This is a genomic window from Raoultibacter massiliensis, from assembly GCF_900199545.1.
In the GTDB taxonomy this organism is placed as follows: Bacteria; Actinomycetota; Coriobacteriia; order Coriobacteriales; family Eggerthellaceae; genus Raoultibacter; species Raoultibacter massiliensis.
In genome coordinates this window covers 1,413,200-1,432,591 of record NZ_LT962671.1, presented here as the reverse complement: position 1 = coordinate 1,432,591, position 19,392 = coordinate 1,413,200, and the positions used below count along the sequence as shown (strand labels likewise).

At 61.7% G+C, this 19,392-nt stretch carries 16 protein-coding genes; 10 read left to right on the top strand and 6 right to left on the bottom strand.

The genetic code is table 11. The annotated features are described in order from the left end of the window. The first annotated feature begins 3 nt into the window (after positions 1-3). Positions 4-846 carry a class II fructose-bisphosphate aldolase gene (locus tag C1719_RS10355; protein WP_102375033.1) on the top strand — a complete coding sequence of 281 codons (843 nt, stop codon included), beginning with the start codon at positions 4-6 and terminating at the stop codon, positions 844-846. Between the two features lie 108 nt (positions 847-954). After that, positions 955-1,281, top strand: a complete 327-nt coding sequence (locus C1719_RS10350; RefSeq protein ID WP_102375032.1) for a VOC family protein — start codon at positions 955-957, stop codon at positions 1,279-1,281. Between the two features lie 105 nt (positions 1,282-1,386). Here C1719_RS10350 and C1719_RS10345 read toward each other — a convergent pair whose 3' ends face one another. Beyond that, positions 1,387-2,922, bottom strand: coding sequence for an FAD-dependent oxidoreductase (locus C1719_RS10345; RefSeq protein WP_102375031.1), 1,536 nt, complete (start codon positions 2,920-2,922; stop codon positions 1,387-1,389). Positions 2,923-3,151: 229 nt separating this feature from the next. Between C1719_RS10345 and C1719_RS10340 the strand changes: the two genes are divergently transcribed. After that, entirely contained in the window at positions 3,152-4,549 is a 1,398-nt protein-coding gene (locus C1719_RS10340; RefSeq protein WP_180963561.1) for a helix-turn-helix transcriptional regulator, read from the top strand. Between the two features lie 45 nt (positions 4,550-4,594). Here C1719_RS10340 and C1719_RS10335 read toward each other — a convergent pair whose 3' ends face one another. Beyond that, positions 4,595-8,104: a S8 family serine peptidase gene (locus tag C1719_RS10335; RefSeq protein WP_180963560.1), complete on the bottom strand. Its 3,510-nt coding sequence runs from the start codon at positions 8,102-8,104 to the stop codon at positions 4,595-4,597. Positions 8,105-8,713: 609 nt separating this feature from the next. Between C1719_RS10335 and infC the strand changes: the two genes are divergently transcribed. Genes infC through rplT form a run of 3 tightly spaced genes read left to right on the top strand, consistent with a single transcriptional unit; the run spans position 8,714 to position 9,862 of the window. Then, the gene (gene infC / locus C1719_RS10330) at positions 8,714-9,289 is read left to right on the top strand and encodes a translation initiation factor IF-3 (RefSeq protein ID WP_180963683.1); all 576 of its coding nucleotides are present in this window, start codon (positions 8,714-8,716) and stop codon (positions 9,287-9,289) included. Continuing rightward, a complete protein-coding gene (rpmI, locus tag C1719_RS10325) occupies positions 9,289-9,486 on the top strand; it encodes a 50S ribosomal protein L35 (RefSeq protein WP_102375027.1) in 198 nt (65 codons plus the stop codon). Before infC ends, rpmI begins: the two co-directional genes overlap by 1 nt. Positions 9,487-9,508: 22 nt before the next feature. After that, a complete protein-coding gene (gene rplT / locus C1719_RS10320) occupies positions 9,509-9,862 on the top strand; it encodes a 50S ribosomal protein L20 (RefSeq protein WP_102375026.1) in 354 nt (117 codons plus the stop codon). Between the two features lie 117 nt (positions 9,863-9,979). On the opposite strand, the gene C1719_RS10315 is transcribed toward rplT, so the two are convergent. Next, positions 9,980-10,339 carry a NifB/NifX family molybdenum-iron cluster-binding protein gene (locus tag C1719_RS10315; protein ID WP_102375025.1) on the bottom strand — a complete coding sequence of 120 codons (360 nt, stop codon included), beginning with the start codon at positions 10,337-10,339 and terminating at the stop codon, positions 9,980-9,982. Between the two features lie 101 nt (positions 10,340-10,440). Here C1719_RS10315 and C1719_RS10310 point away from each other — a divergent pair, with 101 nt between their 5' ends. The 4 genes from C1719_RS10310 (at position 10,441) to C1719_RS10295 (ending at position 14,294) form a co-directional block, all read left to right on the top strand. Beyond that, on the top strand, positions 10,441-12,342 hold the full coding sequence (locus tag C1719_RS10310; RefSeq protein WP_245874495.1) for an NAD(P)/FAD-dependent oxidoreductase: 1,902 nt from the start codon (positions 10,441-10,443) through the stop codon (positions 12,340-12,342). After that, positions 12,242-13,555 (top strand): NAD(P)/FAD-dependent oxidoreductase, encoded by a 1,314-nt coding sequence (locus tag C1719_RS10305; RefSeq protein WP_102375024.1) that lies wholly within the window; start codon positions 12,242-12,244, stop codon positions 13,553-13,555. The genes C1719_RS10310 and C1719_RS10305 overlap by 101 nt, the downstream gene beginning before the upstream one ends. Further along, on the top strand, positions 13,556-13,927 hold the full coding sequence (locus C1719_RS10300; RefSeq protein ID WP_102375023.1) for a DUF1667 domain-containing protein: 372 nt from the start codon (positions 13,556-13,558) through the stop codon (positions 13,925-13,927). Between the two features lie 121 nt (positions 13,928-14,048). Beyond that, on the top strand, positions 14,049-14,294 hold the full coding sequence (locus tag C1719_RS10295; RefSeq protein WP_102375022.1) for a hypothetical protein: 246 nt from the start codon (positions 14,049-14,051) through the stop codon (positions 14,292-14,294). Between the two features lie 112 nt (positions 14,295-14,406). Here the strand turns inward: C1719_RS10295 and C1719_RS10290 are convergent, their stop codons facing one another. The 3 genes from C1719_RS10290 to C1719_RS10280 all read right to left on the bottom strand — a co-directional run bounded on the left by C1719_RS10290 (position 14,407) and on the right by C1719_RS10280 (position 19,354). Next, a complete protein-coding gene (locus tag C1719_RS10290; protein WP_102375021.1) occupies positions 14,407-15,939 on the bottom strand; it encodes a DEAD/DEAH box helicase in 1,533 nt (510 codons plus the stop codon). 264 nt (positions 15,940-16,203) lie between these two features. Next, positions 16,204-17,565, bottom strand: a complete 1,362-nt coding sequence (locus tag C1719_RS10285; protein ID WP_102376032.1) for a glycosyltransferase — start codon at positions 17,563-17,565, stop codon at positions 16,204-16,206. A 133-nt stretch (positions 17,566-17,698) separates the two neighbouring features. After that, positions 17,699-19,354: an FAD-dependent oxidoreductase gene (locus C1719_RS10280; RefSeq protein ID WP_102375020.1), complete on the bottom strand. Its 1,656-nt coding sequence runs from the start codon at positions 19,352-19,354 to the stop codon at positions 17,699-17,701. Positions 19,355-19,392: the final 38 nt, after the last annotated feature.

Below are 19,392 nucleotides of genomic sequence, written 5' to 3'. Positions count from 1 at the left end.
GCCATGCTCGCTTCCATGAAAGAGGTTCTTGCTTGGGCCGAGCGAAAAGGGTGCGCGGCTGCGGCGTTCGATACGCCCAACCTCGAGCTGCTGCTTGCCGCCATCGGCGCCGCGGAGGCCCGCAGGGAGCCGGTGATCATCCAGCATGCCCAACTGCACGAGCATGAGACCCCGATCGACCTGATAGGCCCCATCATGGTGATGTGCGCCGAAAAGGCGAGCGTTCCGGTGTGCGTGATGCTCGATCACGGCGAAGATATGGAGTACGTGAAGCGCGCCGTCGGTTTGGGCTTTACGGCGATCATGTACGACGGCAGCCAAGACCCGTTCGACGAGAACGTGCGGGTAACGCGCGAGGTGACAGACCTCTGCCACGGGCGCGGGATCGATGTGGAGGCCGAAATCGGGTTCACGACGGGGCATGAGGGCCTCGAAAACTCGGACGACGATCGCGAGAACGTCTACACCGACCCGGACGATGCCGTGCGGTTCGTAGAGCTGACCGGCATCGATGCGCTCGCCGCTTCCGTAGGCACCGTCCATGGTTTCTACAAAGCAGCGCCGAAGCTCGATTTCGACCGCATCGCCGAGCTCAGGCGCCGTTGCGGCGTGCCGCTTGTCATGCATGGGGGATCGGGCCTTTCCGCCGAAGATACGAGGCGGGCGATCGAATGCGGCATTCGCAAGATCAACTATTTCAGCTACATGAGCAACGCGGGGGTTCGCGCGGTCGAAGCGCTTATCGCCGAATCGCATCCGAAGTACTTCCATTCGCTTGCGAACGCGGCTGCCGAGGCGATGCAGGCAGATGCCGAAGCCGCCATGGAACTGTTTTCGATGAAGTGACGAGCCCGGCGGCTTGCGAGTCGCCGGGAAGCTGGAGCCTTCGCCCTTCGGGGTTCGACGGGCTCCCGGATCGGCGCCGTAGCGCGCCGCTGCGAAAGGAGAGCGATCATGCCAACCGCAACTTACATGCATGTCGGTATCCCGATCACCGAGAAGAAGCCGAACATGACGTACAACGAGGACATGAAGTTCTGGGTATCGAACGTCGATGATTACGACTACAAGATAGAGTACCTCAAATTCGAGGAGGGCACCCCGTTTCCCGAGGAGCTTCATCGCCGCTGGCATGTGGCCTACGCGGTCGACGACCTCGATCATTACGTCGATGACGCCGACCGCGTCATCTGCGGACCCATGGATGCGGGTCCGGGCGTGCGCCTTGCCTTCGTCGAGAAGGACGGTGCGGTGATCGAGTTGTACGAGGACAAGAACTAGCTGCTTTGGCGTCAAAGCCGAAGCGCTGCCGAGGCGCCCGCGGCGATCGCGGGCGCCTCGGTTCGTTCGAGCCGCGCCTTGCGAGGCTCGAAGCGGTTTGCGAATCTACAGTGCGGCGGCGTTCTTGCCGGCCTTTCTTCCGAAATGGGCATTTGAGGCCATGGCCGTGCCCGATCCGGGATAGAACGGGCCAACCCAGCCTCCGGTGCAGAGGCCTGCGGCAAACAGGTGGGGGATCTGCGACCCGTCGGGACGCAGTACGTGCGCTTCGGTGTCGATGCGCAGACCGCCGCACGGTCCCATGATCTCGGGACGCATGCGGTTTGCGTAATAGGTCGCTCCCTCGATGCGCTCGAATCCGCTGATGCGGCCGTACTGGGTGTCCTCGCCGGCAGGCACCACTGTATCGTTCCAGTACTGGATGGTGTTGGCGAGGCCCGCTGCGTCGACGCCGATCTCGGCCGCCAGCTCCTCGATCGAAGGAGCGGCGATAACGGTTCCCGCCGCAACGGCCTCATTGATGGTGGTCGCATCCCATGCGCGGCAGTTCTCGAGATTGCTTTCCGCCCATACGGCGTAGCAGGGATGCCCCGTCGAACGTTCCATTTGGAACTGCATGCGCGTCTTGTAGGCGTAGTGGGCGTCTTCGCACACGTAGCGCATGCCCGCCTTGTTGACGAAGATGAGCCCCCAAACGTCTTTGCCCGAGGTGAGCTTCAGGTCGAGGATGGCATCCATGCCGCTGCCGAGGTTGCGGATGTCGGCGCCGATCTCCATGCCCATGCGAATGCCGTCACCGGTGTTGGTGGGAGCGCTCAGGCAATCGGCAAGTTCCATCGCCCAAACCTGCTGCGGGCAGAACTGGCGGGCCATCTCGGTGTTGTGATCGATGTTGCTCGTGGCGATGACGACGCCCCTGTTCGCTTTGATGGTCTCGGCTCCCTTTTTCGTTTCGGCTTCGACTCCGATAACCGTGCCGTCCGAATCGGTGATAAGGCGGGTCGCTTCGATGTTGGTTTCGATGACGGCGCCGTTCCCTTCCGCCTTCGCCTTCATGGCGGCGATGAGGCCCGCTCCCTCGCCGTCGGGACGATGGATGCGCACCGCGTAGTATTCGTCGGCATACGGTACGTGCGACTGGCCCGAGAAATCGCCGATCGTGATGCCGAGATCCTCAACGTACCAGCGGATGACTTCGGGGCATCCGAAGGCGAGGTCCTTGACGAGTTCTTCGTCGACCCACTCTTCGCCGAGCGCCATGTACCATTTGAAGTGGTTTTCGGGAGTGTCGTCTTGGTATTCGGTGAACTTCTTCTGATACTCGGTTCCCGCAGCCTGCGTGATGCCGGCGGAAAGCGCCGTCGTGCCGCCGATGACGCCTCCTTTTTCGAGCACGAGGGTGTCGGCCCCGGCACCCGCCGCTTCGATGGCCGCCGAAAGACCCGATCCGCCGCTGCCGATGACGATGACGTCAACCTCGCGATCCCATGATTCGGGAGCGGCCGAAGCTTGGCCGCTCGCTTCGCCTTCCGCTTTCGGCGCGCATCCGGCAAGGCCGAAAGCGGCGAGTCCTGCTGCGCTTGCGGCTGCTCCCTTGAGAAAGTCGCGCCGTGCCAGAGAGGTTGGTTTCGAGATTTCCATGATGATTCCCTTCCTATGTTGTTCTGATCCGATCGTCCGGCCGTCCGACGCGGTTGTGCGAGGGGCAGGTGCTTTCGTTTGCGTCGGACGGCTTCGAACCGAGGACACCGTACAGCCGCGTTGCTGCGCACGGTTGTTTAAACGTGTTTAAACGTTGTACGGGATGTTTAAAACGGGTATCATCCGTGCAGTGCATGCGTCGGATCGAGCGCTTGGGGAGTTTGGGCCTGTGGATCGCTGTCTTGGAAAGCTGTTTGCGTTTCTTGGGAAAAACGCGCTGATCTTCTATGCCGGCATCGGCATGGGCATCTACCGATGCGCCCACGAATGGCCGCTTTGGTTCAACGCGACGGTGACGCAGGTAGGTGTTTCCCCGCTGTTTGTCGGCGACTTTTTCTTTCTGCTTGTCGACATCGGGAAAGCGGTGGGCTTGGCTGTGTATCTTGTCCTCTGCTATCGGTTCGACAGGCATCGTTCGAGCGGGGCCTTGCTCGTGCTGCCGAGCGTGCTTATCGCGGCAGGGTGCTTGGTGCCGCTTTCGGTGGTTTTGGGGTTTGCGTCGGGCGATGGCGTGGTGCTTGGGAGCCTTGTCCTCATCGGCGCGGGTGCCGGTATGCTTTTCGGGCAGTGGATCGAATTCTGCGGGTATCTTCCTCCCGTGAAGGTGATCCAGGTTTTCGCGGTATCTTTCGCCGTGCGGTTCGCGCTGCTGCCCGTCATCACGGGAGTCGATGAGCTTTTGAGCACGCTCGTGATCATCTGCTTGGCGGGTCTGTCGTTTGTGCAGGTATCGTTTTGCTTCAGCAAGATCGCCGTTGCCGAGGATCGGCCGCGCGAAGGACTCGGAGCGAAGGGCCTTTCCGGGTACGGGATGCTGTTTTTGTTCGTATGCGTGTTCGCGTTCGCCTACGGGGTGGGCGGAAGCGCCACCCAGCTCTCCCATTCCACGCATGAGACGGGGTTGGGCAATCTGCTGCCCTCGCTTGTTATTTTGATTCTCGCGTTCAAGATGGGGGATCGCTTCGATCGCACGATCCTCTACGCGATTGCACTCCCTCTGATGACGGTCGGCCTCATCGGCGTCGAGTTCTTGGGGGTATCCCTTTCGCTCTCGCAGGTGATGGTCAGCGCCGCATATTCGGCATTCGACCTTTTGGTGTATACCATGGTGTGCTCGAATGCGTATCGGAGCAGGACATCGGCGATGCTTCCCGGATCCTGCATCCGCATTTTGGCATTGATCGCAGCCGATCTCGCGATCATCCTCATGCGTTTGAACGTGTCATGGAATCGTGGAATACTCGTGACGGCGACCATCTTGGCGACGCTTGCCGTAGGTATTGCGGTATTCGCGCCCCTGCTGGGAAGCCAGCGCGAATTCTCGCGTTTTCTGTCCGAGGGCGAATCATCGGAGCGCGAGCGGCTTGACGGCATTGCCGAGGCTGCAGGTCTTTCCGTGCGCGAGACCACGGTGTTCAGGCTTCTGGTGATGGGGAAAAGCGCAACTGAGATCAGCGAGGAGCTGTTCATATCGAACGGTGCCGTGAGAGCCCATTCAAGCAGGATCTACGATAAGTTCGGCGTGCATTCGCGCAAGGATTTCGACGCGCTGTTCTCAGAGCGGTGACGGACCGTTTCGTCCGCCACCGCCTGCGTTCTGCGCTCGATGCGGCTATCGTTTCCTGCGGGCCAGCGTTGCCGCCCCGGTAACCCCGGCGAGGGCTGTGAGGGCTGCGAGGGCGAAGGCGAGCAAGGCAATCGGGTCGTTCGTTTTCGCGAGGTCGTTTGCGTCTGTCGCGTCGGCGGGGTCCTTCTCGATCGGGATGGTGGTCGCCTCGTCGGTTTCGATGGCGGTTGCACGGAAGTACATGCCGCCGGGTTCGATGTAGGAGGTCGCCATCGCGTACGGCTTGCCGTTGCAGGATGTCGCGGCGGGCTGCAGAGCGCGTGCATCCGACGAGCGTTTGGCGTGCGGCGTGAACTTCGTATCCCCGGTATGCAGCAGGTAGGTGTCTGCTTTGCCGTCTTCGGAGAGCGGGCCGACCATGGCGATGCCTCCCTTGACGGCGGCGAACGCGCACTTCGTGTCGCCGTCGGCGAATGCGGGGAAGGCGTCGGCAAGCTCGGTGCCCTGACCGTTTTCAACGGCTTCGAACGTGCCGTCTTGCGTATCGTAGACGTAGAGCACGCCGTCGCTCGCTATTGCTTGCGGGTTGACGTGGGGGATGGCGAGCGTTGCGAAGCTGTCGAGTGCGCCGCTTTCTGGGTCGTAGGATAAAACGCTGCTCGCCTTCGCGATCTCTTCGAGAAGGGCGTCTTCATCTTCGCTTGCAGGAGCATCGCCTCCGACGAGCACGACGGCGTCGCCCACACTTGCGATGGTGGATCCGTCTGCTATGCCGGCTGCGGGAAGCGCGGTCCACGAGCCGTCCGCAGGATCGTAGGCGTATACGCGAACCTCCGCTTTGACGGCCTCGGCGGGGTTCTCGTATCCCCACGTGCGCGGCACGCCGTCGGAGAGGATCTCCATGGTCGTGCCCTTCACCAAGAGTTTTCCGCTCCATTGGGTTGCGGAGGCGTTTGCGAGGGGTTCGGGCAGCGACGCTGCTTTCGTCCAGGTTCCGCCTTCCGTATCGTAGCGCCACATGCTCTGTACGAACGGGGCGTTTTCGATGAGCTCGAAGCGGGGCAGGGAATAGACGCCGCCTTCCAGGGCGACGAGGATGCCGTTGGTTTCACCGTCGACGAGCGCGGTCTGGCTGTAGGGATCGTCGTCGGCGGGAAGGGGAAGCGCGTCTTCGTAAACCGTATCGCCGGGGCTTATGAAGCAGGTGTGGGTTGAAGAAGCTCCTTCGGCAGTGGTTACCTGCACTTCGACGATGCCCGAAAGTACGGGCTCTGCCGTGATCTCGATGGCGGTATCGGTCCAGCTGCCAACGGAGGCCTTGTAAGCGAGCGGGCCGTCGCCAAGCCCTGCGGCTTCTATCGCGACGGCTCCTTCTGCACTGCCGAAATACGAACCCCGCACGGTAGCGGCGGTTCCCTTTGCTTCCACGCCGGCGATTACGGGTTCGTAGGCGTCGGCGGAAGGTGTGCCGTCGATGGAAAGGTCGATGACGCCGCCCGAGGAAACGGCATCGGACAGTGCGGGGTTCGCGCGCACGCTCGCCTTGACGCGGGCCGCACGCTCGGCAGCGCTGTCGTCGGGGTGCTTGGCTGCAAGCACGGCGGTCGACCCGGCAACGGAGGGCGTTGCCATGGACGTTCCGTTCTTGTAGCCGTAGGGCACCTGCTGCGTGCCGATGCCGAGCGAGTCGATCCAGACGGGCAGCGTGCCCGCCGATACGAGGTAGACGCGCATCTCGAAATCGTCGAAGTCGATGGAGGCATCGGTCGGAAGCGAATCGGCGAAAGCGTCCCATGTTTGCCCGACTCCGAGCGCCGAAAGGTAGGAACCGCCCGATTCGGAAAGGGAGAGCCACTGGGCGTTTCCGTCGGCATCCTTGCTCGTCGTCTTGATTTCGATCTCCTGCACGGTCAGAGCCGCGTTGGTGCTGTAGAGCGAAAAGCCGATCCACGCGTCGGTTCCCGCTGCGGGTTCGGCTATGGGTCCGGTCGCCTTGAGTTCGATTCCGAACAGGCTGCTCGACTTGCCGAATGCGGCAATAGGTTCGAGTTCGGCGTAAAGGCTTCCCGATCCCGTGAAATAGGTCGAGGTGTCGATGGCGCCCGTGCCAAGCGGCTCGGTCGTGCCGTCAGCATGCAGGGCGCTTGCCTCAAACGCGCTTGCCGCGCCGTCGAAGCCTTCGTAGACAAGGTTCTCGCTGGGATCGACCATGTCGGGGAAGTAAGAGGAATGGGTTTGCGGTACGGTGGAGAGGATGCCGCCTGCGGGCGCGGCGAGGCTGACCGTCGCCTTGCCGTAGTTGCTGTGCGACCACAACTCGTCGGAGGTATTGGTTCCCGCCACGGAGACGGCGTAGGGGTTGTCTTTCAGGATGCCGCCCGAGACGACGTTGCCGTCAATGTCGAGGCCGTCGTTGCCAGCGCCGAACACCGATACGATCCCGCATGATTCCCCGAGATCGCGCACTGCGGCATCGAGCGCGCGGCTCGACTGGTACAGCATCCAGGAGTTGCTCGTCACCTGCACGTCGATTCCCTGTTCGAGCTTGGCCTTCTTGATGAACGCGTAGGCGTTGAGCTGGTCGACGAGCGAAGAGGTGGACGCACCGTTCTTGATGACCATGAGCTTCGCGTCGGATGCGACCCCGCTTGTCCCGCTGCCGTTCCACTCGGCGGCTATGATGCCCGCGCAATGCGTGCCGTGCCCGATGTCGTCGGTGACGTCGGCCGGGTCGACGGCGGGGTTGGCTACCGATTCGGAGTTGAACCCGAACTCGCCGCAGCCGAGGGCTTTCTGCTTTTGGACGTCGAACCGGTAGATCGAGTTCACCAGATCGGGGTGGGTCGTGTCGATGCCGCCGTCGAGGATCGCCACGATGACGTCTTCGCCGTCCATGTTGCCGCCCGCTTGGTTCCAAAGCGGGGCGTTGATGCTCGCGTTCGCGCTTGAACCGGGGGTTTTCATGGTGTTGCCGCCCGCGAAAGCCCACTGGAACCGCGAAAGATCGGGAACCGCCGATGGGGTGGCAGAACCCTGCGCCGCCCGAGACGCTGTTTCGGCGTTTGCGACGGCGGCAGGCGCCGCCTCGTCGAAGCCGATCTCATCATCCGCTTTAAGGTCGGCGAGCTCGATGTCGGTGTAGTTGGGCTCGGCGGAGATGACCGTCGGATCGTCTGCGAGCGCATAGAGCAGCTCCTCGGTGCTCAGCGTGTCGCTGCGCACGACGGAGATGCTGCCGATCGAAGCGCTGCCAAGCGCGTTGCGCGCAGCAGCGTCGCCTCGGTCGGCCTCGATCGCTTGGGCGTCGATCTCCATGATCGGCTCGACCGCATCGGCTGCTCCGTCTGCTTCGAGGGCAACCGCTTCGACGGCATCGCCGCTCGTTACGACAACGGCTTCGCCTTCCGCGTACGATCCTGCGGCGAGCATGTCCGGAATGTCGTCGGTCCAGCTTTCGGGCGCAGCCGTTGCTTCGCCTGCCGAAAGGACGGGAAGCAGGCCGAGTGCCAAAGCGAAGGCGAGGCATGCGTTGAGCGCAGCCCGCCTTCTTCCCATCGCGGTGTTTGAAGCCTCGAAACGCGGTGTCGCGTGCGAGCTGGGACTTTGCGGTGTTCTTTGCATCGAACAGCCCTTTCTAGAACCAGTGGAAATGTATGCACCACAATAAGGTTCAAGCAACAACAGAGGAGCAACAAGGATCGTTTCGTTCGGTCCTAGGACGATTTCGGCGCATGCCGAGGCGGCCTGCCTTCTGCCTTTCGGAATGTAACGATTTTGGGATGCGGGCCTTGCGATTGCGGCCCTTGGCGCGGCGGCCGCCTCGCGGCGGTTCCTGCGATAAGGCAAACAGCCGTGCCGTATCGGCATAAACCCGATACGGCACGGCTTTCAGGTTAATGCGTCGCGAAAGTTGGGGGAGTGCAGCCAAGCCGAACCAAGCTGCCTTTTGCACGGGAGGCGATAAGATTTTCTTGCATAGCGCGAAAACCGTGCTATACTATGCAGGCTGTTTACTCAAGCGGGAAGGAATTCCCCACCTGATTCGGCGCTTCGGCTGCTGATGGGTTGCCTGAATATATGCCGCGCAAGCGGATATGATATGCAAGCAAGCCCGTGGCCGAGTTCCGCGGGTTTTTATTTGCGCGCAAGCGCAAGAACGAGGAGGTGAGCGCGATAGCTGCTCAGGAGCCACGGCTCAACGAAGAGATTACTGCCAGAGAGTGCCGTCTGATCGGCTACGACGGTGAGCAACTCGGAATCTATGCGGTTTCCGAGGCTCAGCGGATCGCCGATGAGCAGGGCTACGATCTCGTCGAGATCGCTCCGAATGCGGAACCGCCTGTGTGCCGCATCATGGATTACGGGAAGTTCAAGTACGATCAGGCTATCAAGGCCAAGCAGGCCCGTAAGAACCAGAGCAAGATCGAGACGAAGGAAATGAAATTCCGTCCCAAGATCGATGTGGGAGATTACACGACCAAGAAGAAACACGTGCTGCGTTTCCTCGATGCGGGCAACAAGGTGAAGATCACCATCATGTTCCGCGGTCGTGAAATGGCCCATCCCGAACAGGGGTTGACGATCTTGGAGCGTTTGGCGGATGACTTGAAAGATCAAGCGGTCATTGAAAGCCAGCCCAAGATGGAGGGCCGCAACATGCACATGCTCATCTCGCCTTTGCCCGCTGCGGCGAAGAAAAAGAAAGAAGCAGAGAAACAAGAAGATGGAAAGGACGAGTAATGCCTAAGATGAAGTCCCACCGCGGCACCGCTAAGCGATTCCGCGTTACCGGTTCCGGCAAGATCATGCGCTCCAAGCAGGGTTCGAACCATATCCTGGAGAAGAAGAGCCAGAAACGCAAGCGCAATTTCCGCCATGAAACCGAGGTTTCCGAGGCCGACAAGAAGGTCGTGTCCCGCAACCTCGGACTCCGCTAGTCGATTAGGAAGGGTTTGAACAATGCCTCGTGTAAAGCGTGCAGTCAACGCTCATAAGAAACGCCGTACCGTCCTCAACCGCGCAAAAGGCTACTACGGTGCGAAGTCCCGCTCCTATCGTGCCGCCAAGGAGCAGGTGCAGCATTCGCTCCAGTACATGTATCGCGATCGCCGCAATAAGAAGCGCGAGATTCGCCGTCTGTGGATTACCCGTATCAACGCTGCGGCCCGTATCAACGGCCTGTCTTATTCCGTGCTGATGAACGGTCTCAAGAAGGCCGGCGTGCAGCTCGACCGCAAGGTTCTCGCCGACATGGCCGTCAACGATCCTGCTGCGTTCGCAGCGGTGACCGAGGTTGCTAAAAAAGCCCTGTAGGCTTTCCTCAGATAAAAGAACAAGAGCGCTTCCGAAGAATCGGAAGCGCTCTTGTTGTATGCGGAACTTCATTGCCGAAGACAGGGAGTTCCGCGTTCTCGCAGGTGCAAAGACTCTTTACACTTCCATGCAGTTCGGCGTTTCCTCGTCGTAGTCGCACCATTCATCGGAGCTGATGAGCGTTTGGGCGAGGTAGGCTTCGGTTGCGGCGCGCGCGGTGCCGACCACCCCGAAGACCACCTCGATGCTCGCTTCGGTCAGCGCATGGATGGACGCTCGTTCCATGCATCCCGCAATGACCACGTCAACTTCGAGTTCCACCAACAGCGATGCGAGACTGCCGTAAGGCAGCCGCGGACTGGGCATATTCTGACATTCGGCGATTATGCCGCAGTCGATCGTGTAGATGGTAAAACTGGTGCAGTGTTCGAAATAAGGCGAAACGTCAAGGCCCTCGCTCGCAACCGCAATCCTCATGGCGTTCCTTTCATGGCAACCTTGTAACGGTTACAATACGTGATTCTAGGTATTGGGTGTTCCTTCTTCCGCCAAACGGGAAGAAATAGTAAGCTTGCGGCATGAAGAAACTGACTGATTCATACTTTGACGTCGTGGTGATCGGGGCGGGAGTCGCCGGATCCTGCACGGCGCGCGAGCTTGCCCGCTATGATGTTTCCGTAGCGGTGCTCGAGGCGGACGGCGATATCGCAAGCGGTGCAACGAGGGCCAATTCGGGCATCGTCCACGCGGGCTACGATCCCGAACCCGGCACGCTCAAGGCGCTCTATAACGCACGGGGCTCCGCTCTCTATCCCGCGTATGCGAAAGAACTCGGGTTCGCCTACATTAACAACGGATCGATCGTGCTCGCGTTTTCCGATGAGGAGCTGGGCACGGTACGCGAGCTGGTGCGGCGGGCCGAACGCAACGGGATCGATGGTGTGCGCGAGCTTTCCCGGGCAGAACTCAGAGAACGCGAACCGCATGTGTCACGCGCTGCGGTCGGAGCGCTCTTCGCGCCGACCGGGGCGATCTGCGATCCCTACGAGGTTGCATTCTCTGCGGCGGAAAACGCTGCCTCAAACGGAGTGGAATTCTTTTTCAACGAAGGCGTGCGCACGATTCGTCCTATTGATGATGTGCGGGGCAAAGCGCGTTTCGAACTGGTCGCGGAATCGGGCGCGCGGGTCAGGGCTGCTGCGGTTGTAAACGCAGCAGGTGCTTTCGCCGATGAGATAAACAACCAAATCAGCTCCTCGAAGCTGCGCATCACGCCGCGGCGGGGCGAGTATTGCCTGTTCGATACCGATATGGGCGATACGTTTGCCAGTACGATGTTCCAGGCGCCCTCGACGGCGGGCAAAGGCGTGCTCATGACGCCGACCGTGCACGGCAATCTGCTTGTCGGTCCCAATGCCGTGGCGCAGTCGAGCAAACGGGATGTGTCGACGACGGCCGAAGGTTTGGCGTTCGTCCTCGAGGCGGCGAAGAAAACGTGGCCCGAACTCTCGACGCGCGGGATGATCACGAATTTCGCAGGATTGCGGGCAAGCGGCGAGAGCGGCGATTTCGTCTTGGGCGAGCCGTCCGATGCGCCCGGATTCTTCAACATCGCCTGCTTCGATTCGCCCGGGCTCACCTCCGCTCCCGCCGTTGCGATCGATATCGCACGGGCCGTTGCGGAGCGTCTCGGGGCGCCGATGAACGAATCGTTCGATCCCATGCGCGCCGCCGAGAAGCCTTTTGCGCTCATGAGCGATGACGAGCGGGCACGTGCGATCGAAGCGGACGGGCGCTACGGCCATGTGGTGTGCCGTTGCTGCGAGGTGACCGAGGCGGAGATCGCCGACGCCTTCCGAAGCCCGTTGCCGGTGAACTCGCTCGATACCCTGAAATGGCGCACGCGTGCGATGATGGGGCGCTGCCATGGGGGCTTCTGCTCTCCCGAGATCGTTAGGATCATGGCGCGTGAGACGAATACGCCGCCCGAGCGCATCGATAAGCGGATCGCAGGGTCGTTCGTAGTCGAATCGTCCCGTCCCGATTACACCGAACTGTGCAAGCGCGACCATGCGGTTGCCTGCGGGTCCGGCGGGGGGGTTGCGGAATCCGCAGACAACGCGGCATTCGACGTTGCCGTCGTGGGGGGCGGAGCTGCAGGAATCGCCGCAGCCCGCTCGGCGCTCGCCAACGGCGCCCGCCGCGTTGCGCTCATCGACCGCGAAGCGAAGCTCGGCGGCATTCTCAAGCAGTGCATCCATAACGGATTCGGCCTGCACCGCTTCGGCGAGGAACTGACCGGTCCCGAATACGCGCAGCGCGAGATAGCGGNACAAGCGGGCATTCGCGGTTGCGGTCGGGGGGGGCGGGGCTGCGGGAATCGCCGCCGCCGGCTGGGCGCCGGCAACCGGCGCCCGCCGCGTTGCGCTCATCGACCGCGAAGCGAAGCTCGGCGGCATTCTCAAGCAGTGCATCCATAACGGATTCGGCCTGCACCGCTTCGGCGAGGAACTGACCGGTCCCGAATACGCGCAGCGCGAGATAGCGGCGCTCGAGAAAAGCGGGGCGACCGTGTTCGGCGGCATGTCGGTGCTTGCCGTGCGTGCGGGCGGGGGCGCTTCCCATGAGGTGATCGCCGTGAGCGAGGGCGGGCTGCGGACCATCCGTGCCGATTCCGTCGTTTTGGCTACGGGTTCGCGGGAGCGCGGCCTCGGCGCCCTCAACGTGTCGGGCACGCGGCCTTCGGGCGTGTTTTCAGCGGGCAGCGCTCAGAACTTCATGAACCTGCAGGGGTGTCTGCCGGGAAAGAACGTCGTCATTCTGGGGTCGGGCGATATCGGGCTTATCATGGCGCGCAGGCTCGTTTCCCAAGGGGCGCGAGTCCTTGGCGTGTACGAGCTCATGCCGTATCCCTCGGGCCTGCGGCGAAACATCGTTCAGTGCCTCGACGATTACGGCATACCTTTGCATCTGGGCTGCACCGTTACACGGCTCGAGGGCGAAGGGCGTTTGAGCGCGGTCTTCGTTTCGGATGTCGATCCTGAAACGAACGAGCCGATTGCGGGAACCGAGCGTCGAGTGGCGTGCGATACGCTGTTGCTTTCGGTGGGGCTGCTACCTGAAAACGAGGTGGCCAAGACCGCAGGCATCGCGCTTGACCCGGTGACGGGCGGCGCTTTGGTCGATAACGATCTCGAAACCGACGTGGCGGGCTTGTTCGCCTGCGGCAACGCGCTCCATGTCCACGATCTCGTCGATCATGCTTCCGCAGAGGGCGAAATCGCCGGGCGCGCGGCGGCTCTGTTCGGCATGCGCCCGCACGGGGGCGACGGCGCGGCATCCGTTCTTGCGGGCGAGAACGTGCGTTACGTGGTTCCTCAGCGCATATCGCCGAATACCGATGCGGATGATACCGTCACCCTCTCGTTTCGGGTTACGGGAACGATCCATAAGCCGCGGTTCCATGTCGAGGGCATCGACGGCGCAGGCGAGGTGCATCCCATCAAAACCGCGAAGACCATGGTGGCCGTTCCCGCCGAGATGGTCCAGGTGAAGCTCAAGGGGGTAGACGTTGCCCCGTATTCCGCCGTTCGCGTTCGGGCGGAGGGCGTCGGGGGCGCCGAGGGTGCTCGCCCCTCGCCGGGGAGCGTTCCTCGCAAGGCGAATGGTTCCGATGGGGGAGGTGCCGAATAGATGCAGTTTGCCACCGAGGTCAAAACCTATACCTGCATCTGCTGTCCTCTCGGATGCCAGCTCGAGGTGTCTTTCGATGAGGAAGGCGCATTATCGGAGGTTTCGGGCTACACGTGCGCGCGAGGTCGGGAATACGCGCTGGAAGAGGCGGTGAGGCCCGTGCGCATGGTGACGGCGATCGTATGCGCCGAGGGCAGCCTCGAGCCGCTGAGCGTCAAGACAGCGGCACCCGTGCCCAAGGAATCTCTCGCCGATGTGCTTGCGGCGATTCGCGAACTTCGTCCGAAGGCTCCCGTCAGCGCTGGATCGGTGCTCGTGGAAGACGTGTGCGGCACGGGCGTCGCCGTCGTCGCGACGAAAGACATCCCCTGACGCGGAAGCGAGACCGCTCGTGAAAAGCGCGGCGCATCCGGCTTCCGTGCTCGGTGATTTGAGCTAAGCTTTGCTTGCGCGCGAGGGCACGCAGAGCTTAGCGAAAGACGGGAGCGTTTCGATGGCTGACGAACAAAACAGGGATGGGGGAAAGGCCGCCCGCATCGCGGGAACGGCCCTTGCCGCCGTGGGGACGCTTGCGGTCATCGTTTTGGCCACGGTCGTTCTTTTTCTGACGCTTGCGGCGCTCTTGAGGTCTGAATGGCTTTTCGCGGCGGTCGGCGCCGTTGCGTTCGTTTTGATCCTCTTCCTGCTGGGGCGGCTTATTCGCGTCGCCGCGAACCAGAATAAGGACCCGCTCGATTAGCTTCGCGGTTTCCGTAGGCGCGTTGCCGTTGCTTGGCTCTCGGCTGAACCGGGCGCCTTCGGCATCCGTAAAGCCGATCGGCTTTACGTCGTCGTGCGAGGCGCGGCCGACCCTAGCGGCTTCTCCTCTTCGCCACCGCCGCTCGATGTGCACGGCCCGGCCGCATATCCGATCCCGATTTCCTCTGGGACGCCTGCGAGGGTTTCGAAGCTTGCTGCGGCCTGCCCGTCGACTTCTTCTGCGCGGGTTTCGACTGCGAAGGTTTCGGCTGTGCCGGCTTTGCCTTCGGCGATTTCGCAACCCTGTTGTTGGTTTTCACCGGCGCTTGGTTGGGCGTGCGGGATTTTTTGCGGCTCCCTTTGCCCGAGCGCGACGCTTCGGCGGCGGAATCGGCTGCCGTGCGCGCTGCTTTCCTCTGCTGCGTTTTGGCGTATTCGGCGGCAGCGGCGGCAAGCTCGGGATCCTGTTTGCCGGCAGCCCTCGTCGCGCGGGCTGCGGCGGCTGCTTCGGCTTCTTCCAGATCGAAGCTTTCAAGCTCCATCTCGGGGATCGTTTGTTTGGTAAGCTTCTCGATGTCCTTGAGCCAGGGCTTTTGCTCGGGACTGACGAACGATACGGCGAAACCCGTTTCGCCGGCGCGGCCCGTGCGGCCGATTCGGTGGACGTAGTCTTCGGGCTGGTTGGGCAGATCGTAGTTGATGACGTAATCGACCTCGGTCACATCGATGCCTCGGGCGAGCACGTCGGTTGCAACGAGCACGTTGGTCTTGCCCTTGGCGAAGTTCTCAAGCGCACGTTTGCGCTGGGCTTGAGAACGGTCGGAGTGAATCGCCTCGACCGCATAGCCCGCACGGCGCAAACGCCTTGTGCAGGAATCGGCGCGGGAGCGCGTACGGGCGAACACGATCACGCGATTCGATCCCTTTTCTTCGAGTACCGCTTTGAGCAGGTCGGCCTTTGTGGTTTGCGTGGCGGGGATGACGAACTGGTCGACGGTATCGGCCGTTTCCCCCCGATGCGCGATTTCCACGTATGCGGGATCATGCAGCAGCGAGCCGACGCTTTTGGTTATCTGATCGTCGATGGTCGCCGAGAACAACAGGGTCTGTCGTTTGCTCGGACACGCGGCGATGATCTTCTTCATCTGCGGCCAGAACCCCATGTCGAGCATGCGGTCGGCCTCGTCGAGCACGAGCACTTCGACATTCGAGAGGCGTACCGCATCGCGTTCCATGAGGTCGATCAGACGGCCCGGCGTTGCAATGAGGATATCGACGCCGTGCTTGAGCTGTTTGATTTGGGGATCGAGCGACAGTCCTCCCACGACGGTCAGGATGCGATGATGGGTTGACGTTGCGATGGCGCGGCACACCTCGCCGATCTGATCGGCGAGTTCGCGCGTGGGGCTTACAACGAGCATCAGAGGCCCTTGGCCTCGTTGGATGCGGCCGAGCCGATCCATGGTGGGAAGCGAGAACGCCGCAGTTTTTCCCGTGCCGGTTTTCGCGGCGGCGATGATATCGCGTCCTTCGAGGACAAGCGGGATAGCCTGCTGCTGTACGGGAGTGGGCTCTTCGTAGCCGAGTCTCTCGACGGCGGCAAGGGTCTTCTCGGATAGGCCGAGTTCGTGAAATGATGTTGTCATAATCTCCGGAAATCTATGGTCAGCAGGCGCCGCGGACGAACCGGGCGTTCATGTCTTACAGGTCGCTCGCCGTTGTCAGGCGATTGCGCCGTATGGCGCACATCAGTTCATTATCGCGCATAGAAGCCGATGGGGGCAAGGATTTCTTCATTGTCAACACAAAGGAGCCGTTGGAGCGCGGGGGCGGGGCGGTGTCGGGCGGCTGAGCCTGCGTCTTGCACGGACTGATGTCGCGCAAGTGCGAGCGGCCTTCGCACGGGACCCTCAGCGAATGTGGGCCGGCTTCTTGCCCCAGTAAATCCAGAGGAAGCGCTTGCGGTGTTCGACGAGTTCGCGGGCACCGGCCTTCTCGATGAGGCGAAACGCCGCACGGGCGATTTCGAGGGCCGCCTCGGGGCGTCTGATGATGCCGCCGTTGATGAGCATGGCTTGGGTGCTTTGCGGGTACTTCGCTATATGGCGCAGGCTTTCGAGCAGCTCGCGGGCCGTGGTTACGTGCATGGCGGCTCCGACGGCGGTGAGCATCTGCACGTTCGCCTTCTCCTGGCCGTAGGCGCGCCCGAGCAGGATCATGGGGACTTGCGCGCAGAGGCATTCGGTGACGGTGAGTCCTCCTGATTTGCAGATGACCAGATCGCTTGCCGCCATGAGTGCGGCCATGCCGTCGACGTAGTCGAGGACGGTGGTGTTTTCGAGTCCGAGTTCGGCGCACTGCTGGCGCATGTGCTCGGCGTAGTGACGATCGCTTCCCGCGATGAACACGAAATGCATGCCGGGATAGGTGTGCAGATAGGGAAGTATCTTATCGAGCGTCTCCCTGAAATGAACGTAGGGACGCGGCAGGTAGGCGCCGGCGAGGGCAAGCACGACCATCTTGTCTTCGGGAAGGCCGAGCTTCTTGCGTGTTTCGTATTTGTCGTAGGTTTTGCGGAAATCGTCGCGTGTGGGGATGCCTGTGATGAGGATGCTGTCATCGGGTACTTTGCGGGGTCTGAGCGTTTCAGCCATCGATTCGGTGGCGACGCAGAACAGATCGCTCGTTCGGTGCGGCCACAGGCCCTCGGTCTCGTAATCGGTCGGCACGCTGAGGATGGGGTAGTGCTGGCCGGTTATCATCCTTGCTCCCACGGCGACGTTGGCTGCAGTGATGTGCGTGCAGATGATGGCGAGCGGTTTCTTCTCGCGCACGTGTTCGGTGAACTTCGGGAAATTGACGTGCGACCAGATGGTCCCGCCGCCCCAGAGCAGCCTGCCTGTGAGCGTGTAGCGCCACGTGAGATCGTAGAGCGGGCGGGTGGCCCCGGTGAACAAACTCGCTGCCTTGTCGCCGTCGAAGATCACTCGTCCGAAGTCGAGGATATCGAGCACCTCGACTTCGAGGTCCTCGGGAACGTCTAGGCCCTGCAAAAGCTCGGGATCGTCGGTTTCGCGAAGGATTTCAAGCGCTTGGGCCGTTGCGTTCGCTGCGCTGCGATGCCCCGATCCTACCGAGGCATGCATGACGATGATGGTGGGATGGCTCTCCGTCTGCCCTTCGTCTGAAACATCCGATGCGTCGGCGGTTTCGGGAACCGTCGATTCGGCAGGGCTATCGGAGGCTGGGAGGATGTGTTCGTCGTTTTCCATGCGGAATATCATAGCAGAGATGGCCGCAGCTTCGCATTGAGGGAGGGAAACGCGAAGCTGCGGCCGTATGATTCACATGTCTCGAACCGATGGGACGAAACATGTGACGGGATGGATGGGGATTCGGGTGCTTTTAGAGTTCGGCGACCGCCCTGCCCACGAGATATCCTTCGGTGTAGCAACGGCCAAGCGAGAGGCCCGGGATGGTCATGGGGTAGTCGACGCCGCCGTAGAACTCGCCCGAGCAGTTGCCGATGGCGTAGAGTCCTTCGATCGCGCTTCCTTCGGGGGTGAGGCACTGGTGGTTCTCGTCGACCTGCACGCCCGAGCACAGCGCCGATACGCGCAACCAGCGATGGATGCCGTAGAACGGGGGCGTATCGATGGGTTGGAGGTACTGCGACGGTTTCCCGAAATCTTCGTCGGCGCCTGCGGCGACGAGCTCGTTGTAGCGCTCGATCGTTTTCACGAACGCCGCAGTATCGGTTATCTCAAGCTTTTCGGCAAGCTCTTCGAGCGTATCGGCTTTGAACGTGCGGATGAGGTCTTTGAACACGCCGTCGCGGCTCTCTACATCTTCTTCGGGCATGTAGAGCGCGAGCTCCTCGGGGGAATAGAGCTTTCCGGGCCAATCGGCGGCCTGGGTCATGTAGTTGGCGTCGAACACCTGAGAGTACCAGCCCTGGTCTTCTTCGGAGCGCAGGTAGTTGTTGAGAAGCGACATCTCCACGACTTCGTTGACGAAGCGGGTTCCGTCGTTCTTTACGGCGAGGAAGGGCATGTCGCACATCGAAGCGGGACCCGCATCGAAATCGTGGAGCATCTTCGTGTGGTTGATGTGCTCCATGGCGCCGCCCGCCCAGATGATCATCTTGTGGCCGTCGCCGGTCTTGTTCATCTGCTTGCGCGTGAAGTTTGCGAGGTCGGGCAGGTAATACGAGCTCATCTCTTCGTCGTTTTGGTAATCGCCGGTTGCGATGATGACGCCCTTTTTGGCATTGAACTGGATGTAGCCGTTTGCTCCCTTGGCGATGACGCCGGTGACCGCTTCGCCGTCTTTAACGAGCTGCTCGGCTGGAGTCGAATAGAAGATCTCGACGCCTTCCTTTTCGGCCGTCTCGGCAAGCGCCCGCATGGCATCTCCCGCCGTCAGGGGTTTGGGGCCTGCAAACGACGTGACGAACTCCATGGTCCAGCCGTTTTTGGCGATGGTGGCCGCCTGCTGCTGGCTTCCTTGATCGACGATCGGCCCGCCGCTTTCAGCCGAGCGCTCGATAACCCATTTCACCGCTTCGCCGCCGTGCTGGGCCCAGAGTTCGAGGAGCTCGCGCTTGGTGCGGTGCTGCCCTTCTTCGATGAGAACCGAAACGAGGTTCTGCACGTCTGCCGGGTCGCTCTTTGAAAGATCGACGCCCGAACCGGTATTGCCTTGGGAGATGGCGGTCGCCTCTTTCTGGATGAGCGCAACCTTGGCTCCCGCTTCCGCTGCGGAAAGCGCGGCGGGAACGCCTGCGGCTCCAGCGCCCACGACGACGACGTCGAAATCCTTCGTTTCGGCAATGTCGGTGATCGGGGCGGGCGTTTGCAGGAAGCTCGGCAGTCCCGAACGCGTGTGGCCGGCGGCCGTCGTCGTGCTCTCGGCTGCGCTCGTTGCGCCGTCGGAACCCGTTGGGCCGGTGCTGGGGCTGCAGGCGGAAAGCGCGCTTGCTCCCATGACGCCTGCTGCGGCGATGCCTCCGATCTTGAACAGATCGCGACGCGTAACTCCCGAACGGTTGGATCCTCCCATGGTCTCCTCCTTGAATCGTGAAGCACGAAGCTCGTGCT